This window comes from Vibrio sp. SS-MA-C1-2, from assembly GCF_021513135.1.
Taxonomy (GTDB): Bacteria; Pseudomonadota; Gammaproteobacteria; order Enterobacterales; family Vibrionaceae.
This window is the reverse complement of record NZ_CP090981.1, coordinates 1-16,503: the sequence shown is the minus strand read 5'-3', so window position 1 is coordinate 16,503 and position 16,503 is coordinate 1. Positions and strand designations below refer to the sequence as shown.

Sequence of the window (16,503 nt, the reverse complement as noted above, 5' to 3'; positions counted from 1 at the left end):
ATTAGCCGAATTAATTATTTGGTTATGTTTGAGTTTATAAGAATGTAAGTAAAAAATAATATGTAATGAACGGAGTAATTTATGTCTAGGATTGGAATTTTTGTTGGTTCAGTATTTGGTAATGCTGAAAATTTAGCGTGTGATGTTGAGCAAACATTAACAAGTAAAGGGCATCAAGTGACGCTTTACGATAACGCTGAACTTACAGATATTGTAGATGGAAATAATGATACCGTTCTGATTGTGACATCGACCACGGGACAAGGTGAGTTACCTGATACATTGGCAAACTTGCATCAACAACTTAATGATACATTACCACAGTTGCCACAACTCTCTTATGGCTTAATTACTTTAGGGGATTCAAGTTATCAAAACTTTTGTGGTGCCGGTGACAAGGTTGAAGCGTTATTTCAACAGATGGCCATGGTTGAGCTTTATCCAAGACTGAATATTGATGCTGGGGTTGACTTCGATCCTCAACCGCCAGCTTTGGATTGGTTAGAAAAATTGAATACTAAGCTGATTTAATGGCAATTCTCACTGGTAATCTTTTGTAGTTTATCGGTGAGTTGCTCTTGCTGTTCAATGGTGAGGGCATGCCCTTCTTCATTGGTTAAAATAAAGAAATCCTCTGCCCGTTCACCAATAGTGGTGATTTTTGCTGAATGTAAGGTTAGCTTTTGTTCCGCAAAGACTGAACCCACCTTGGCAAGTAGTCCTGGCGTATCAAGCGCAATTAATTCCATCATCGAACGTTTTCTATTTTTTGATAGGATAAAACTGGTTTGAGTTGGGACATTAAAGTGGGATAGCTTCTTCGGTATTTTTTTACTCTTAATTTTATTCGGTTTATTGGTCAGAGCATTGCCAATCGCCTTGATGATCGCAATATGACGATCTTCTGCAATCGCTTGTCCACTCTGATCAAGCACTAAAAAAGTATCAAGAGCAAAATGATCTTTACTCGACATGACCTGCGCATCATGAACACTCAAATTCTTTTTATCTAGAATAGATACAACCGTAGCAAATAAGCTTGGTCGATCAGCAGCATGAATAAATATTTCTGTTCCACCACTAAATTGAGTGTGACTAACCAGAATGAGTGGCTGCTCATTATCATGTTGTAATAAGTGCTCGCCATGCCAAGCGATTTGTTGGTAGTTATGCCGTAAAAAGTAGTCAGCTTTAAATCTCAACCAAAGCTGTTGAATCGCTGATTTATCAAACCCTTTTTCAATCAATAAGGCTGAGGCTTGAGTTTGATTATGTCTAATTCGTTCACGCATATCTGGCGGGTTTTCTAATCCACGGCGTAGGGCTTTTTGAGTTGAATAGAAAAGTTGCGTTAATAGACTCGCTTTCCAACTGTTCCAAAGATCGGAGTTAGTGGCACAAATATCAGCAACAGTCAGACAAAGTAGGTAACTTAATCGTTCTTCATCACGAACTTTTTTAGCAAATTCAGTGATCACGTCAGGATCGTAAATATCTCGTCTTTGTGCCGTCACTGACATTAATAGATGTTGTTCTACCAACCAGGAGACTAATTTTGCTTCAGGACGAGATAGCCCATGATCGAGGCAGAATTGATAACTCTCTATTGCGCCAATTTCTGAATGGTCTCCGCCTCGGCCTTTACCGATATCATGGAAAATCGCGGCCAGATAAAGTAACTCTTTTTTCGCTAAACTCGGGAATATACGACAACTTATGGGGTGGCGTTCTCTGTTCTCTTCTAAATTAAATTTATTGATGTTTTTTAATACTCGAATGGTATGTTCATCAACCGTGTAGACATGGAAAAGGTCGAACTGCATCTGACCAACAATCTGACTCCACTGTGGAAGGTAGGCAGAAAAGACACCATGAAGATGCATTAATGGTACCGCTTTATCCAATACGTTGGGGTGACGCAATAGGGCCATAAACTTTTCTCGAGCTTCTGGAAGTTCGCATAAGCTAATATTTAGACGGCGTTTTGCGGTTCTTAATTGACGTAATGTTGGGGCGCTAATACCACTAATATTGGGGTTATGGGTAATATGAAGAAACAGATCAAGAATAGTTTCAGGACGGGCTTGAAAAAGAACGGGTTTTCTTGCTTCAATCAACGAGCCTTGCATCTGAAAATCATCATCAAGAATTGTGATATATTCATTGTCGTGATTTTCCAAAATAGCCTGTTCAAAGAGTTGCAATAACATCTTATTCAATTCAGAAACTCGGCGTAGAGTACGAAAGAAAGACTTCATCATCTTTTCAACCGCTTGGTTTCCTTCACCGTGATAGCCTAAGCTTTCTGCAACAGTAGCTTGATGAGCAAAGGTGAGTCGATTGTCATAACGTTTTAGTTGCAGGTGGAGAGCGAAACGGACATGCCAAAGAAAAGCCTGACATTCAGCCAATTCTCGATATTCGGCATCGGTAAGAAATCCATATCGACTCATCTCAAAAAGACTCGTTGCACCAAAATGGCGACGGGCAATCCAAGCTAGGGTGTGGATATCTCGCAGTCCACCTGGACTGGTTTTAATATCGGGCTCTAAGTTGTAAGTCGTATCGTGATAGCGAGCATGTCGTTGACGTTGCTCTTCTAATTTAGCTTGGAAAAATGTTTCACTTGGCCAAAAGTGTTCACTGTGGATATAAGTAATAAGCTGTTCAAAGTTATTTTTCTCTCCTGTAATTAATCGTGACTCTTGCAAGTTAGTCGCAATGGTTAAGTCATTGGCACCCTGCTGATAACATTCGTCTAGTGTGCGCACACTATGCCCAACCTCTAATTTCAGATCCCACAGCAGAGTTAAAAACTGACTGACTTGCTGTTCTTCATCTGAAGTTAACGAGTGCGTGGCTAATATTAGGATATCAACATCAGAAAGAGGGTGTAGCTCTCCTCGACCATAACCACCAACGGCAATTAAAGAGAGATTTGTTGATTGGCTTAATTGAAAGTAATCCCATAAACGACAAAGCAGTTGATCGATATAATGAGAACGGGCATGAACTAAATCGGAAACATCACAGCCGGTAAAAAACTGAGCTTGTTGCCAGCGCCAAAATTGTTCGAGCAACTGCTTGAGATTGTCACAATTAAGCTCTTGGTCATTTAATGTAGTCGGGATTTTAGGAGAGCTTGGCATTATCGTTCCTTGATAAAATAACAGCTAAAAATAATTTCTTAAGAAAAGTATATACCGAAAGCAATTGGAGTTGCTAGTCGTGGGTAAAGAAGAGATATTTTATAGGCCAGTGATCTCATTGGTCGCGACTTCAAGTGAAAAGGGGGATAAATATCATCAATGATAAGCAGGGAATAATAATAAAAAGCGAATATAAAAAAGCCGACAAAAGGTCGGCTTAATCTGAATAATCATCTCAATAGTGTGTTTCATGAAGATTTATTTAACTGATTGAGTGGCTATTTATTCATTACTTAAAGAAACGAGGAAGCGTCTCATCATCACGTAATGTTAGGACTTCACAACCTTGCTCTGTCACCAGTATCGTGTGTTCCCACTGAGCTGACTTTTTGTTATCGGCAGTGTAAACCGTCCAGTTATCATCACTATCTAACATAGATACATGCTTACCCGCATTAATCATTGGTTCGATGGTGAAGCACATTCCCGCTTTTAATACAGTATTGTCGCCATTTTTATAATGAACGACTTGTGGTTCTTCGTGGAAGCCTGCACCGATACCATGACCACAATAATCTTTTACAATGGTGTAACGGCTATTGCCTTTTTTGATGAATTTTTGAATCGTTGTACCGATCTCACCCAGTTTCGCACCGGGTTTAACTTTTTCAATCGCTTGATACAAGCTTTCTTGAGCGACACGACACAATCGTTTATCTTCAAGAGAGACATCACCAACAAGGAACATCTTTGAAGTATCACCATGATAACCATCTTTAATGACCGTAATATCGATATTTAAGATATCCCCGTCTTTTAGAAGGCCCGGTTTTTCATATTTTCCAGCGTAAACTGTATCTTCAGTACTTGGGATACCATGACAGATAACGTGGTTGATTGAAGTACAAATTGACTTCGGGAAGCCGTGGTAATTTAATGGAGCGGGAATCGCGCCTTGTTCATTGACAATATAATCATGACAAATGCGATCTAACTCTTCGGTAGTTACGCCAGGTTTGATATAAGGTTCTATCATCATTAATACGTCGGCAGCTAAACGACCCGCTACACGCATTTTTTCAATTTCGTCTTCAGTTTTTATTTTGATACTCATTTTTGGCGTCTCTATAAATATTGATTCGGAGGCATAATATCAGTGTGATCTTTAAGATGAAACAATAAGCTTGCTTAATTGTTAAATTATTATAGATGAATATGAGAATGATACCCAAAATAATTGGTGTTGAGAATAGACAACAACTAAGTAGATTATTGCTCTTAAATAGTGATTTTCGCATTTCTTACTGGTATTTCACTCCTGTTTTATGGTATAAAGCGCGCCGGAATAGGTGATTGTTGGTATGTTTTTTCAGACCGCATCATTTAGTTCTAACTCAAAATTATTTTAAATCACACACATATCGACACATGTACCGGGGTGCCTCAATGTTAAATGACATTGGGTCGGATATATGGGATATGTGGAGGCCTAACCCCAAGAGGAATTTATAATGGCTACTGTATCAATGCGCGACATGCTTAAAGCTGGTGTTCACTTCGGTCACCAAACTCGTTACTGGAACCCAAAGATGAAGCCGTTCATCTTCGGTGCTCGTAACAATGTTCATATCATCAACCTTGAGCAAACTGTACCAATGTTCAACGATGCACTAGCGCAGCTAGGCAAAATCGCTGAGCGTAAAGGCAAAATCCTTTTCGTTGGTACTAAGCGTGCAGCAAGCGAATCAATTAAAGAGAACGCGATCAGCTGTGATCAGTTCTACGTAAACAACCGCTGGTTAGGTGGTATGCTTACTAACTTTAAAACTGTTCGCCAATCTATCAAGCGTCTTAAAGAGCTAGAAGTTCAGTCTACTGACGGTACTTTCGAAAAGCTTACTAAGAAAGAAGCGCTTATGCGTACTCGTGAGATGGATAAACTAGAGAAGTCTCTAGGCGGTATCAAAAACATGGGTGGTTTACCTGACGCAATCTTCGTAATCGATGCAGATCACGAGCACATTGCTGTTAAAGAAGCAAACAACCTAGGTATCCCTGTATTCGCAGTAGTTGATACTAACTCTAACCCAGACGGCGTTGATTACGTTGTTCCTGGTAACGATGATGCAATCCGTGCAATCAACCTTTACCTTGGCGCTGTAGCTCAAGCTGTAACTGAAGGTCGCAACCAAGACATCGTTGTTCAAGCTGAGCAAGACGGTTTCGTAGAAGCTGAATAATAGCCTGCTCGTTTGAGTATCTTAGTTAATGGTAATCATATTGCCCTAATGATTAACTAAGTATGGTAAACAGGGGGCCAATATTGGCCCCTGATTTTTAATTTCTTCTGTTTAATAAAGAGGTTCAACCATGGCAACCGTAACTGCGGCCCTAGTTAAAGAACTGCGCGAACGTACAAGCGCAGGCATGATGGAATGTAAAAAAGCATTAGTTGAAGCAAATGCTGATATCGAATTAGCAATTGAGAACATGCGTAAAAGCGGCGCAGCTAAAGCAGCTAAAAAAGCTGGTCGTGTTGCAGCGGAAGGCGTTATCTTAGTTAAAGCTGACGAAGCAAGCAAAACAGCAGTTATCCTAGAAGTAAACTGTGAAACTGATTTCGTTGCTAAAGATGCTGGTTTCACTGCATTCGCAAACGAAGTTGCTGACGTAGCACTTGCAAACCGTTCTGATGTTGCTGCACTTAAAGAGCAGTTCGAAGAGCAACGCGCAACTTTAGTCACTAAAGTTGGCGAAAACATGGACATCCGTCGTGTAGATTACTTAGACGGTGATCTTGTAGGTTCTTACCTACACGGTGCACGTATCGGTGTTATCGTTAGCGCAACTGGTGCTGACGCTGAGCTTATCAAGCACATTGCAATGCATGTTGCTGCATCTAAGCCTGAGTACGTTAACCCTGAAGATGTACCAGCTGACGTTGTTGAAAAAGAAAAACAAATTCAAGTTGATATCGCAATTCAATCTGGTAAGCCAGCTGAAATTGCAGAAAAAATGGTTGTTGGTCGCATGAAGAAGTTTACTGGTGAGGTTTCTCTTACTGGTCAAGCTTTCGTTATGGACCCATCTAAAACTGTTGGCCAACTTCTAAAAGAGAAAGGCGCAACAGTAACTAACTTCATTCGTTTTGAAGTTGGTGAAGGTATCGAAAAAGAAGAAGTAGATTTCGCTGCAGAAGTAGCTGCTGTATCTAAAGGTTAATCCTTCTGATTTACATGCTATAATATTAAGGACCGTGAGTGAATACTCGCGGTCTTTTCATAACTCCCATCCAGTAATCTGAGTCCTGAAGGTATATAAAAATGACAACGAATCCTAAACCAGCTTATCAGCGTATTTTACTAAAGTTAAGTGGTGAAGCACTACAAGGCCAAGAAGGCTTTGGTATTGACGCAGCTGTTCTTGAAAGAATGGCTCAAGAGATCAAAGAGCTTGTTGAGCTTGGTGTTCAAGTTGGTATGGTCATCGGCGGCGGTAACTTATTCCGTGGTGCAGGTCTTGCTGAAGCTGGTATGAATCGAGTTGTGGGCGACCACATGGGTATGCTAGCAACCGTCATGAACGGCCTTGCAATGCGTGATGCACTACACCGTGCCTATGTGAACGCAAAATTAATGTCTGCAATCCCTCTAAACGGCGTATGTGATGACTACAATTGGGCTGACGGTATCCGTTTACTACGTCAAGGCCAAGTGGTTATTTTCTCTGCAGGTACAGGTAACCCATTCTTTACTACTGATTCTGCTGCATGCCTACGTGGTATTGAAATCGAAGCCGATATTGTCCTAAAAGCAACGAAAGTTGATGGCGTATTCAGCGAAGATCCAGTGAAAAACCCTGACGCAGAACTTTATACTCAGCTTAGCTACCAAGATGTTCTTGAGCGTGAACTTAAAGTGATGGATCTTGCTGCTTTCACATTAGCAAGAGACCACGCAATGCCGGTTCGTGTCTTCAATATGAATAAGCCAGGTGCGCTGCGTCGTGTTGTGATGGGCGAGCCAGAAGGTACTTTAATCAGCCATAACTAATTGGAAGCCTGTTTAAGGTAACATTTCAGTTAGATTATCAATAATTAAAGCGATTATTTAGAGACTAATTCTACTCATTTGGTAGAATAAGATAAATACCAGATTAATAGGTCACCCTAATGATTAATGAAATTAAAGTTGATGCAAAGCAACGCATGGAAAAAAGCGTTGAAGCACTTAAAAATCAATTAGCAAAAGTTCGAACAGGCCGTGCACACCCGAGCCTACTTGATGGTATCAATGTTGAATATTATGGTTCAGCGACACCACTTAAGCAGCTAGCTTCAATTATTACTGAAGATGCACGTACTTTAGCAATTACAGTATTTGATAAGAGCCTGACTCAAGCCGTAGAAAAAGCGATCATGAAGTCAGATCTTGGTCTTAACCCATCATCTGCAGGTACCGTTATCCGTGTACCACTTCCACCACTAACTGAAGAGCGTCGTCGTGACCTTATCAAGGTTGTGCGTGCGGAAGCTGAAGGTGGCAAAGTGGCTATCCGTAATATCCGTCGTGATGCGAATGGTGATATTAAAGCACTATTGAAAGAAAAAGAGATTTCTGAAGATGACGATCGTCGTGCTCAAGATGAAATCCAAAAAATCACCGATACTGCAATCAAGATGGTTGATGAAGTATTAGAAGTGAAAGAAAAAGATCTACTAGAGATTTAATCTCTCCCTTGATCTAATTATAGAAGCGCTGAGCTGCATCACTTACAGCCGGCGCTTTTTAGTTTTATTTAGGTAAATATTATGGCTGATAGTGTCGCTTTAGATTCAATTGAACAGGATCAACTTCCTCAACATATTGCTGTGATTATGGATGGTAATGGCCGTTGGGCAAAAGAGCGCGGTAAAGCTCGAGTCTTTGGTCATAAAGCTGGAGTTAAAGCTGTCAGGCAAACTGTCTCAACTGCTGCTAGACTAGGTGTTAAAGCCTTAACCTTATTTGCTTTCAGCAGTGAAAATTGGCAACGACCAGAGAAAGAAGTCAATATATTGATGGATCTCTTCCTTGCTGTATTAGGACGTGAAGTTAAAAAGTTAGATAAAAATGGCATTCAACTTAGAGTCATTGGTGAGACTTCTCGGTTTAGTGCTAAGTTACAAGAAAAGATAAAATCAGCAGAGCAATTGACGGCAAGTAATAATGGGATGGTACTCAATATTGCAGCAAATTACGGTGGTCAATGGGATATTCTACAGGCGACAAAGGCGCTGGCTGAAAAAGTAGAAAATAATCAGCTAAAAGCATCGGATATTACCGAAAAGATGCTGGCAGAAAATTTGACAATGTCAGATCTGCCTGATGTTGATTTAATGATTAGAACCAGTGGTGAACGTAGAATTAGTAACTTTATGTTATGGCAGATGGCTTATGCTGAATTCTATTTTACTGAGCAATATTGGCCTGATTTTGATCAACAGAGTTTTGTTAATGCGGTTTCTTGGTATCTAAACCGAGAGCGCCGTTTTGGTTGCACAAGTGAACAGATAGAAGCGCTGTTAAAATAGTCACTAGTATAATTTAAGGATGCATTTTGCTTAAACAACGAATCATTACCGCTTTAATCCTTGCTCCATTGGTGATTGCCGGTATCTTTTTACTGCCACTCAATGCTTTTATTATTGCAATCGCAGCGATTACCTTAATTGGTTGCTGGGAATGGACCCAATTTATAGATGCACCTTCACGTATTCAATCGATGATTATCCCTGTTGTCGCATTGGTCCTCTCTTTTTTCATCCTCCCTTTTGATGCACCATCACTGTTAACCGTTACTGCCTCTCATTATGTTATGTTAGCAATCGGTGGTTTTTGGTGGATTATCGTCTCTCTATTGGTTATCGGTTATCCAGATTCGCAACGTTATTGGATAAAAAGTAACTTGCTCCGTCAACTGATGGGCTTACTGACTATGCTTCCTTTCTTATGGAGTATGTTACTGCTACGGAGTATGGGTGGAGAAGAGCAGCCTTATTTAGGTGCCAAAGTTGTATTATTAGTCTGTTTGCTGGTCTGGTCGGCAGATAGCGGTGCTTATTTTAGCGGTAAACGTTTTGGTAAAAATAAAATGGCACCAAAAGTGAGCCCGAATAAAACACTGGAAGGTCTGCTAGGTGGTACTATTGCCGCTATTTTAGTGACTTGGATTGGCGCTCATCTCATGAATATTCCATTTTCAAATTTAGGCATGATGTTTGTTATCGCTGCGATCACTGTTGTTGCTTCAGTGATGGGAGATTTAGCGGAAAGTATGTTTAAGCGTGTTTCTGGTATTAAAGATAGTGGAACAATCTTACCTGGTCACGGTGGTATCTTAGATCGTATTGATAGTTTAACGGCTGCAATTCCTGTTTTTGCTTTGCTCTATTTTTGGTTGGGATAAGTTATGCGTTATTTAACGATTTTAGGTGCAACTGGCTCTATTGGTGCAAGCACATTGTCAGTTGTAGAGAAAAACCCTGAACAGTATCAAGTTGTTGCATTAAGTGCAGGAACAAATGTTGAAAAGATGCTGGTGTTATGTCGTCAATGGAAGCCAAAGTTTGCTGCCATGGCGGATGATTTATCTGCTCAACAATTAAAAAAACAACTCGATAGTGAGAATATCAAAACGGAAGTGTTGTCTGGTATTCAAGGTCAGTGTCATATTGCCGAGTTACCAGAAGTTGATACGGTAATGGCGGCAATTGTTGGTGCTGCTGGGTTACTGCCAACGATGGCGGCGGTTAATGCAGGGAAACGAATTTTATTAGCCAATAAAGAAGCGTTAGTGATGTCAGGGCAATTTTTTATTGATGCCGCTCAAAAAAGTGGTGCTGAAATTCTTCCTGTCGATAGTGAACACAATGCGATATTTCAATGTTTACCAAGAGAAGTTCAACAACAAGTTGGTGTTTGTGATTTAGCTGAAAATGGCATATCTAAAATTTTACTGACTGGATCAGGTGGTCCATTTCGTTACAGTGAGTTAGATACGTTGTACAAAGTGACCCCAGAGCAAGCAATCGCTCATCCTAATTGGTCGATGGGGCCAAAAATTTCGGTAGATTCAGCTACCATGATGAATAAAGGGTTAGAGTATATTGAAGCGCGTTGGTTGTTTAATGCGAGTCGAGATCAGTTAAGTGTCATTATTCATCCCCAATCTGTTATTCACTCAATGGTGCAATATAAGGATGGTTCGGTGCTAGCACAGATGGGCTTACCCGATATGAGAACGCCAATAGCTTGTACAATGGCTTACCCTGATCGTGTTGAAGCAAATGTTGCACCATTAGATTTTAGTCAAGTCGGTGAATTTACCTTCTTACAGCCTGACTATAACCGTTATCCATGTTTAAAATTAGCTATTGATGCGTGTTATCAAGGGCAAGCTGCCACTACCACGCTTAATGCGGCAAATGAAATTGCGGTTCAGGCATTTTTAGATAAAAAGATCGGCTTCATGGATATCAGTCGCATAAATGCTCAAGTATTAGAAAAATCAGATTTTATCGAACCAACTAGCTTAGATTCTTTATTAGAGAGTGATAATATTGCTCGTCAAATTGCTCAACAGGAAGTTAAAAAGGTAACTGGATGACCGATATTTTATGGAACTTTGCCTCATTCATTATTGCTATCGGTGTGTTAGTTACCGTTCATGAATTTGGTCATTTTTGGGTAGCGCGTAAATGCGGAGTTATTGTTGAGCGCTTCTCGATAGGTTTTGGAAAAGCCATTTTTAATTATCAAGGTAAAGACGGTACCGTTTATACTTTAGCGATGATCCCCCTTGGTGGCTATGTCAAAATGCTTGATGAGCGTATTGATACCGTTGAAGAAGATAAAAAGCCGTTTGCGTTTAATAACCGCCCCCTTTGGCAACGTAGTGCGATTGTTGCAGCAGGACCATTAGCTAACTTCATTTTTGCTATTGCCGCTTACTGGATCGTATTTATCATTGGTGTGCCGACGGTTAAGCCTGTGATTGGTGAAGTTGCACCGACCTCAATTGCTCAACAAGCTGGGATTGAGTCTGGGATGGAACTAAAAGCGATTGATGGTATCAAAACCTCAAATTGGCAGTCTGTCAATATGGCGGTGATTGGTGCAATTGGTGATGATCGTATGACCATTACGGTTTCACCTGAAAACAATAATTACCAGATTGATAAAGAGTTAGATTTATCGAACTGGAGCTTTGATCCTGAAACTGAATCAGGTTTAATTAAATTAGGTATCACACCTTATAGCCCTAAAATCTCGACAGAGCTAGCTCAAGTGATTGATGGTGGAGCGGCAAAAGAAGCCGGTTTTCAGTCGGGTGATAAATTATTAAAACTCAATGGTGAATCTATTGAGAGCTGGATGGGGTTTGTCTCTGTGGTGAAACAGAGTGCTGGGATCCCACTTCCTATTTTAGTTGAACGTAACGGTCGTGAATTACAGTTAAATTTAACACCGAAAACAAAAAATATTAACGGTCAAACTATCGGCTATATTGGGGTTTCTCCAAAAGTTGAACCATGGCCTGAAGAATATAAAATAGACCAGAAATATGGTGTATTTGCTGCATTGGGCCAAGCTGTTGATAAAACAGGTCAACTTATTAATTTAACCTTTAGTATGGTTAAAAAATTGATCACTGGCGATGTGGCATTAGATAACTTAAGTGGACCTATTTCAATTGCCAAAGGTGCCGGAATGACTGCCGAATTTGGTTTGGTACATTTCCTTGGCTTTTTGGCTTTGATTAGTGTTAACTTAGGTATTATCAACTTATTACCTCTTCCCGTACTGGATGGCGGACATCTACTCTTTTTTGCTGTAGAAGCTATTATTCGCCGCCCAGTCCCAGAAAAAATACAAGAAGTAGGTTATCGTGTGGGTTCAGTATTGCTAATGGCAATGATGGCCATTGCATTATTTAATGACTTTACCCGTCTTTAGGCGGTTTTGAGCAAGGACTAATCAGACCAACAATGACGATGAAAAAATTACTAGTAGCTTCACTTTTATTTGGTAGTGCAGTTGCTCAAGGTGCTGAAGATTTCAAAGTTACTGATATTCGATTCGATGGATTGCAACGCGTGCCTTTGGGGTCTGCGTTATTAAAAATGCCTATTCGAGTTGGAGATGAAGTTTCTGAAGAAGATATTTCAAATGCGATTCGTGCATTATTCTCTTCTGGCAACTTTGAAAACATCCAAATGAGCCAAGATAATGGACGATTGATCGTGACGGTTCGTGAGCGAGCAACGATTGCTGACATCTCATTTTCTGGCAATAAAGCGCTAAAAGAAGAACAGTTACAACAAAACTTAGACGCTTCCGATATGCAAGTGGGTGAGAGTTTAGATCGCACGAAACTAAGCCAAATTGAGAAAGGTCTTGAAGACTTCTATTATAGTGTTGGTAAATATAATGCGAGTGTAAAAGCAGTTGTGACGCCTCTGCCGCGAAATCGTGTTGATATCAAATTTGTATTTACTGAAGGCTTATCAGCAAAAATTCAGCAAATTAACTTTGTTGGCAATACCGTGTTTAGTGATGAAGAGTTAGCGGGTAAATTTCAACTTCGTTCAGATATCCCGTGGTGGAACTTTATGGCCTCTGATAAATATCAGAAGCAGGTTCTGTCTGGTGATTTAGAAACCCTTCGCAGCTATTATTTAAATCGTGGTTACCTAAAGTTTAAAGTTGTTTCGACGAACGTATCAATTTCACCGGATAAGCGTGGCGTTTACATTACGCTAAACATCTCTGAAGGGAAACCGTATACCGTTTCAGATATTAAGCTACGTGGTGAACTTGCTGGGAAAGAAGATGAGTTTGACTCATTAGTTAACTTTAAACCGAATGAAATTTATAACGCGGCAAAAGTCACCTCTCTTGAAGATAAAGTGAAAAAAGTATTAGGTGAAGCTGGTTACGCCTATCCAAAAGTACAAACGATTCCGACCTTCAATGATGTCAAACAGAGTGTTGAGTTAACCGTTAATGTTGATCCTGGTCAGCGTGTTTATGTTCGTAATATCAAATTTAGCGGCAATACGACCACTAAAGATGTGGTGCTTCGTCGTGAAATGCGTCAAATGGAAGGGGCATGGCTAAACTCTAAAGCATTAGAGCAAAGCAAATCCCGCCTTAACCGTTTAGGTTTCTTTGAAACTGTTGATATGAAAACGGTACGAGTTCCAGGCAGTAGCGATCAAGTTGATGTTATCTATAACGTTAAAGAAGCCAATGCTGGTAGTGTCAACTTTGGTGTCGGTTATGGTACTGAATCAGGGATTAGCTTCCAGTTAGGTCTACAGCAAGATAACTTCTTAGGTTCTGGTAATAAAGTTGGTATTAATGCGATGACCAATGATTACCAACAAAATATTACCTTAGAATATAAAGACCCTTATTTTACCATTGATGGTATTAGTTTAGGTGGTAAGGTTTTCTATAATCAGTTTGAAGCCTCAGATGCTAACATTGTTGACTATACGAACAAAACCTATGGTGCGTCATTAACTTGGGGTTTCCCGTTTAATGAATTGAACTACTTTGACTTTAGTGTGGGGTATACCCATAACCGAATCTCCAATCTACCAGAATATGATCAGGTACAAGAGTTTAAAACTACTCAACAAGGAAATTTAAGCGATAATGGTCAAACATTAATCGTTGATGATTATGATTGGACGGTTTCTTGGACGCGTAACAACTTGAATAAGGGCTACTTCCCAACGGCAGGTAACTATCAACGTGCTTATTTCAAGATGACGGTACCAGGCTCGGATACCCAATACTTCAAGACTCAATATGATGTTCGACAATACTTCCCGCTGACGGAAGCACATAGCTTTAGCTTATTGATGCGTGGACGCTTAGGTTACGGTAATGGTTATGGTGAAATTGATGGTAATGACAATTTATTACCATTCTATGAGAACTTTTATGCGGGTGGCTACTCTACACTACGTGGTTTCCGTTCAAATACTGCAGGACCAAAAGCAGTATATAGCCAAGGTCAACCAATGCCCGGTGGAATTGCTGGTAATAACTCGGATATTTATGCAACAGATGATTCTACTGGCGGAAACGCGATTGCGTTAGCGAGTATGGAATTGTTCTTCCCATTACCATTTGTGGCAGACGATTATCGTAATCAGATCCGTACCAGTGTCTTTGTTGATGCGGCTTCAGTTTGGGATACCGAGTTTGATTACAAATCGAATGGTAATGTCGTAACTGGCGAAGATGATTATTATGATTATTCTGATCCAACGAATTTCCGAGCATCTGTTGGTATTGCATTGCAGTGGATGTCCCCAATGGGACCTTTAGTCTTCTCCGTTGCTGAGCCAATTAAGTCTTATGATGGCGATGATGAAGAGTTCTTTACATTTACAATTGGTAAAACATTTTAATAATTAGGAGATTACCTTGAATAAATTTTTAAAAGCAGCAAGTGTTGGGTTAATTATTTTATCAGCTTCAGCATACGCAAATGCGGCAGAAGCAGCGCAAAAAGTGGGCTATGTCAATATTCAAGCTGTTTTCCAGCAGTTGCCTCAACGTGAAGCTGTGTCTAAAAAACTACGTGCTGAGTTTAAAGATCGTATTGATGAACTAAAACGCATGGAAACAGACATCAAAGGTAAGGTTGATAAACTAAAACGTGATGGTCAGTTAATGAGTGCCACCGACCGCACTAATGCACAGCGTGCTATTGTCTCTCTTGAGTCTGATTATAAACTGAAAGCAAAAGCTTTAGATGAAGATAACCGTCGTCGTCAAAATGAAGAGCGTCAGAAGCTACTCATGGAAATTCAGACTGCAGTGGGTAAAGTTGCTCAACAAGATGGTTATGATCTAGTGGTTGATGCACAAACAGTGCTATACGCAAAACCTGCGGATGATCTTTCTAAGAAAGTTATCGAAGAAGTTAAGTAATTAAGTCATATAAAAAGAATAAAGGTTAATCATGGTTGATATCACATTAGCAGCATTGGCAGAAACAATTGGCGCTGAGCTACGTGGCGACGGTTCCGTTGTTGTTGGTTCACTTGCTGGTACAGATAAAGCACAAGCTGGACAAATTACATTTCTCTCAAGCAGTAAATATCGAGAGAAACTATCTGAATGTAAAGCTTCGGCGATCATCTTGAAACCAGCAGATGCTGAGTTTTTTGCTGGTAATGTGTTAATCATGAATGACCCTTATTTAGGTTATGCATTGACGGCTCAAGCATTAGACACTACGCCAAAACCTGCTCAAGATATCGCACCTTCTGCGGTTATCGCTGAAGATGCAACGTTGGGTGAAAATGTTTCAATTGGTGCGAATGCTGTGATTGAATCTGGTGCCGTACTGGGTGATGACGTGATTGTCGGAGCGGGTTGTTTTATTGGTCAGAATGCACAACTGGGTGCGAGAACCAAATTATGGGCAAACGTCTCTGTTTATCACAACGTGGTGTTAGGCAGTGACTGTTTAGTACAATCGAGCACAGTATTGGGTGCTGATGGTTTTGGTTATGCTAATAATCGTGGTAAGTGGGTTAAAATTCCACAACTTGGAACGGTTAGAATTGGTAATAATGTCGAAATTGGTGCCAGTACAACCATTGACCGTGGCGCATTAGATGACACGATTATTGCTGATAACGTTATTATCGATAATCAGTGCCAAATTGCCCATAATGTAAATATTGGTCAAGGTACTGCAGTGGCGGGATCGACGGTAATGGCTGGCAGTTTAACCGTAGGACAACACTGTTTTATTGGTGGAGCTAGTGTCTTTAATGGTCATATGTCGATTGCCGATGGTGTCACGGTTACAGGTATGGCGATGGTGATGCGTCCAATCACTGAACCGGGTGTATACTCTTCGGGCATTCCATTACAAACTAATAAAGAGTGGCGTAAAACAGCGGCGCGCGTGTTGAAGATTGATGATATGCATAAGCGTCTTAAACGTGTTGAAAAACAGCTCGATAATGATTAATTGTTAGCTTAATATGCAATAAAATACGTTGAGGTGGTTTGACCACGGCATGATTTTAGCTAGATTTAGTGATTAGATTTTTGTGATAATGATCAATACTGTTATTCTATGACTTAAGTTAATTAGTGTTATTGCCTATTAGCGATAATACTAAGTAAGAAGAGAATACGACCATTAATTGAGTTACTGATAATTGATATATTATTAGATTAAGGCTCTATAAATATAGGATGATTGCTTTGAGTCGCGAAAATAAAACACTGAATATTAATCAAGTCAAAGAACTGCTACCTCACCGTTACCCGTT

The 16,503-nt window shown here is 40.1% G+C and carries 14 protein-coding genes; 12 read left to right on the top strand and 2 right to left on the bottom strand.

Annotation, left to right across the window (positions count from 1 at the left end):
- The first annotated feature begins 81 nt into the window (after positions 1 to 81).
- Positions 82 to 531: a flavodoxin gene (locus L0B53_RS04650; RefSeq protein WP_235061000.1), complete on the top strand. Its 450-nt coding sequence runs from the start codon at positions 82 to 84 to the stop codon at positions 529 to 531.
- Here L0B53_RS04650 and glnD read toward each other — a convergent pair.
- Complete coding sequence (gene glnD / locus L0B53_RS04645) at positions 528 to 3,149, bottom strand: bifunctional uridylyltransferase/uridylyl-removing protein GlnD (protein WP_235060999.1); 2,622 nt, start codon at positions 3,147 to 3,149, stop codon at positions 528 to 530. The two genes, L0B53_RS04650 and glnD, sit on opposite strands and share 4 nt — an antisense overlap.
- 289 nt (positions 3,150 to 3,438) lie before the next feature.
- Positions 3,439 to 4,263, bottom strand: coding sequence for a type I methionyl aminopeptidase (map, locus tag L0B53_RS04640; protein ID WP_235060998.1), 825 nt, complete (start codon positions 4,261 to 4,263; stop codon positions 3,439 to 3,441).
- Positions 4,264 to 4,660: 397 nt separating this feature from the next.
- Here map and rpsB point away from each other — a divergent pair, with 397 nt between their 5' ends.
- The 11 genes from rpsB to lpxD all read left to right on the top strand — a co-directional run bounded on the left by rpsB (position 4,661) and on the right by lpxD (position 16,196).
- Positions 4,661 to 5,389 (top strand): 30S ribosomal protein S2, encoded by a 729-nt coding sequence (gene rpsB, locus L0B53_RS04635; protein ID WP_235060997.1) that lies wholly within the window; start codon positions 4,661 to 4,663, stop codon positions 5,387 to 5,389.
- 130 nt (positions 5,390 to 5,519) lie between these two features.
- On the top strand, positions 5,520 to 6,371 hold the full coding sequence (gene tsf, locus L0B53_RS04630) for a translation elongation factor Ts (protein WP_235060996.1): 852 nt from the start codon (positions 5,520 to 5,522) through the stop codon (positions 6,369 to 6,371).
- A 101-nt stretch (positions 6,372 to 6,472) separates the two neighbouring features.
- Complete coding sequence (pyrH, locus tag L0B53_RS04625; protein WP_235060995.1) at positions 6,473 to 7,201, top strand: UMP kinase; 729 nt, start codon at positions 6,473 to 6,475, stop codon at positions 7,199 to 7,201.
- A gap of 119 nt (positions 7,202 to 7,320) precedes the next feature.
- Positions 7,321 to 7,878 carry a ribosome recycling factor gene (gene frr / locus L0B53_RS04620; RefSeq protein ID WP_235060994.1) on the top strand — a complete coding sequence of 186 codons (558 nt, stop codon included), beginning with the start codon at positions 7,321 to 7,323 and terminating at the stop codon, positions 7,876 to 7,878.
- Between the two features lie 81 nt (positions 7,879 to 7,959).
- A complete protein-coding gene (locus L0B53_RS04615) occupies positions 7,960 to 8,721 on the top strand; it encodes an isoprenyl transferase (RefSeq protein ID WP_235060993.1) in 762 nt (253 codons plus the stop codon).
- Positions 8,722 to 8,747: 26 nt separating this feature from the next.
- The gene (locus L0B53_RS04610; RefSeq protein WP_235060992.1) at positions 8,748 to 9,596 is read left to right on the top strand and encodes a phosphatidate cytidylyltransferase; all 849 of its coding nucleotides are present in this window, start codon (positions 8,748 to 8,750) and stop codon (positions 9,594 to 9,596) included.
- Between the two features lie 3 nt (positions 9,597 to 9,599).
- Positions 9,600 to 10,796 carry a 1-deoxy-D-xylulose-5-phosphate reductoisomerase gene (ispC, locus tag L0B53_RS04605; RefSeq protein WP_235060991.1) on the top strand — a complete coding sequence of 399 codons (1,197 nt, stop codon included), beginning with the start codon at positions 9,600 to 9,602 and terminating at the stop codon, positions 10,794 to 10,796.
- Positions 10,793 to 12,145: a sigma E protease regulator RseP gene (gene rseP, locus L0B53_RS04600; RefSeq protein WP_235060990.1), complete on the top strand. Its 1,353-nt coding sequence runs from the start codon at positions 10,793 to 10,795 to the stop codon at positions 12,143 to 12,145. The genes ispC and rseP overlap by 4 nt, the downstream gene beginning before the upstream one ends.
- 32 nt (positions 12,146 to 12,177) lie before the next feature.
- Positions 12,178 to 14,616, top strand: a complete 2,439-nt coding sequence (bamA, locus tag L0B53_RS04595) for an outer membrane protein assembly factor BamA (RefSeq protein ID WP_235060989.1) — start codon at positions 12,178 to 12,180, stop codon at positions 14,614 to 14,616.
- 16 nt (positions 14,617 to 14,632) lie between these two features.
- Complete coding sequence (locus tag L0B53_RS04590) at positions 14,633 to 15,142, top strand: OmpH family outer membrane protein (RefSeq protein ID WP_235060988.1); 510 nt, start codon at positions 14,633 to 14,635, stop codon at positions 15,140 to 15,142.
- Between the two features lie 31 nt (positions 15,143 to 15,173).
- Positions 15,174 to 16,196, top strand: coding sequence for a UDP-3-O-(3-hydroxymyristoyl)glucosamine N-acyltransferase (lpxD, locus tag L0B53_RS04585; RefSeq protein ID WP_235060987.1), 1,023 nt, complete (start codon positions 15,174 to 15,176; stop codon positions 16,194 to 16,196).
- Positions 16,197 to 16,503: the final 307 nt, after the last annotated feature.

What these genes read in the sequence shown, in the direction of transcription:
- L0B53_RS04650 (WP_235061000.1), top strand. Translation starts at nt 82, where the DNA reads ATGTCTAGGATTGGAATTTTTGTTGGTTCAGTATTTGGTAATGCTGAA.
- glnD (WP_235060999.1), bottom strand. Translation starts at nt 3,149, where the DNA reads ATGCCAAGCTCTCCTAAAATCCCGACTACATTAAATGACCAAGAGCTT.
- map (WP_235060998.1), bottom strand. Translation starts at nt 4,263, where the DNA reads ATGAGTATCAAAATAAAAACTGAAGACGAAATTGAAAAAATGCGTGTA.
- rpsB (WP_235060997.1), top strand. Translation starts at nt 4,661, where the DNA reads ATGGCTACTGTATCAATGCGCGACATGCTTAAAGCTGGTGTTCACTTC.
- tsf (WP_235060996.1), top strand. Translation starts at nt 5,520, where the DNA reads ATGGCAACCGTAACTGCGGCCCTAGTTAAAGAACTGCGCGAACGTACA.
- pyrH (WP_235060995.1), top strand. Translation starts at nt 6,473, where the DNA reads ATGACAACGAATCCTAAACCAGCTTATCAGCGTATTTTACTAAAGTTA.
- frr (WP_235060994.1), top strand. Translation starts at nt 7,321, where the DNA reads ATGATTAATGAAATTAAAGTTGATGCAAAGCAACGCATGGAAAAAAGC.
- L0B53_RS04615 (WP_235060993.1), top strand. Translation starts at nt 7,960, where the DNA reads ATGGCTGATAGTGTCGCTTTAGATTCAATTGAACAGGATCAACTTCCT.
- ispC (WP_235060991.1), top strand. Translation starts at nt 9,600, where the DNA reads ATGCGTTATTTAACGATTTTAGGTGCAACTGGCTCTATTGGTGCAAGC.
- rseP (WP_235060990.1), top strand. Translation starts at nt 10,793, where the DNA reads ATGACCGATATTTTATGGAACTTTGCCTCATTCATTATTGCTATCGGT.
- bamA (WP_235060989.1), top strand. Translation starts at nt 12,178, where the DNA reads ATGACGATGAAAAAATTACTAGTAGCTTCACTTTTATTTGGTAGTGCA.
- lpxD (WP_235060987.1), top strand. Translation starts at nt 15,174, where the DNA reads ATGGTTGATATCACATTAGCAGCATTGGCAGAAACAATTGGCGCTGAG.